Consider the following 1,022-nt stretch of genomic DNA (forward strand, 5'->3'; position numbering starts at 1 on the left):
GCGATGCCGGTGTGGGGTCGGTGGTAGTTGTACCAGTCCAGCCATGCGGGGAACGCGGCTTGTCGTTCTGCTTCTGAGTGGTAGGGGCGTTGGTAGGCCCATTCCTCGAGCAGGGTGCGGTGGAAGCGTTCGACCTTGCCGTTGGTCTGGGGCCGCCAGGGGCGGGTCCAGCGGGGCTGGATGCTCAAGTCGTGGCAGGTTCGCCGCCAGGTGTCCTTGGTGTAGGCCCAGGCGTTGTCGGTCAGGACTCGTTCGACGGTGATCCCTTGGCTGGCGAACCAGGTGGTGGCTCGGGTCAGGAAGCCGGCGCAGGTGGCTGCTTTCTCGTCGGGCAGGTTCTCGGTGTAGGCCAGGCGGGAGTGGTCATCCAGCGCTGTGTGCAGGTAGGCGTAACCGGTGCTGGTGCGGTTCTTGCGGCCGGCGGCTCGGCCGAGGGCTTTGTGGCCGCCGCCGTCGGGGATGCGGCCGAGCTTCTTGACGTCGATGTGGACCAGCTCGCCGGGGCGTCGGCGTTCGTAGCGGCGCACGGGTTCACCTGTGGCCCGGTCCAGCGCGGTCAGCGAGGGCATGCTGTGGCGTTGCAAGATGCGGTGGGCGGTAGAGGCGGCCACACCGGCTCGGGCGGACAGCCGGAGCGGGCCGATGCGGTGCTCGCGCCGCATCCGTACCACCTGCTCTTCGGTGGCAGCGGACGTCCTGCGGGGTGAGTGGTGCGGGCGGCTGGAGCGGTCATGCATACCCGCCGCCCCCTGCTGCCGGTAGCGGTTGGCCCAGCGTGCAGCGGTGGTGTAGCTGACCTGGAAACGTTCGGCGGCCCGCCGCAGCGGCCATCCGTCGTCGATGACACACCGGGCCAGACGCAGCCTGCCGGTCGGAGTTAGCGGGGCATTACGGTGGGACAACGAGGGCCTCCTGTGGACCGGTGAGAGATGTCGCAATCCACACCGAAACCAGAAGGCCCTCGCCCCATTCAAGGACCACTCAAGGCGTGTCGTCTGTCACCAACGTCCCCGGACAACACA

Annotated in this window: 1 protein-coding gene; it reads right to left on the bottom strand. The window is 68.2% G+C overall.

The features are described from left to right. On the bottom strand, nt 1-902 hold a 902-nt coding region (locus ACTWQC_RS35780), incomplete at its 3' end, for an IS481 family transposase (protein WP_443320045.1). Nucleotides 903-1,022: the final 120 nt, after the last annotated feature.

Source organism: Streptomyces sp. 8N616 (assembly GCF_052246385.1).
Classification (GTDB): Bacteria; Actinomycetota; Actinomycetes; order Streptomycetales; family Streptomycetaceae; genus Streptomyces.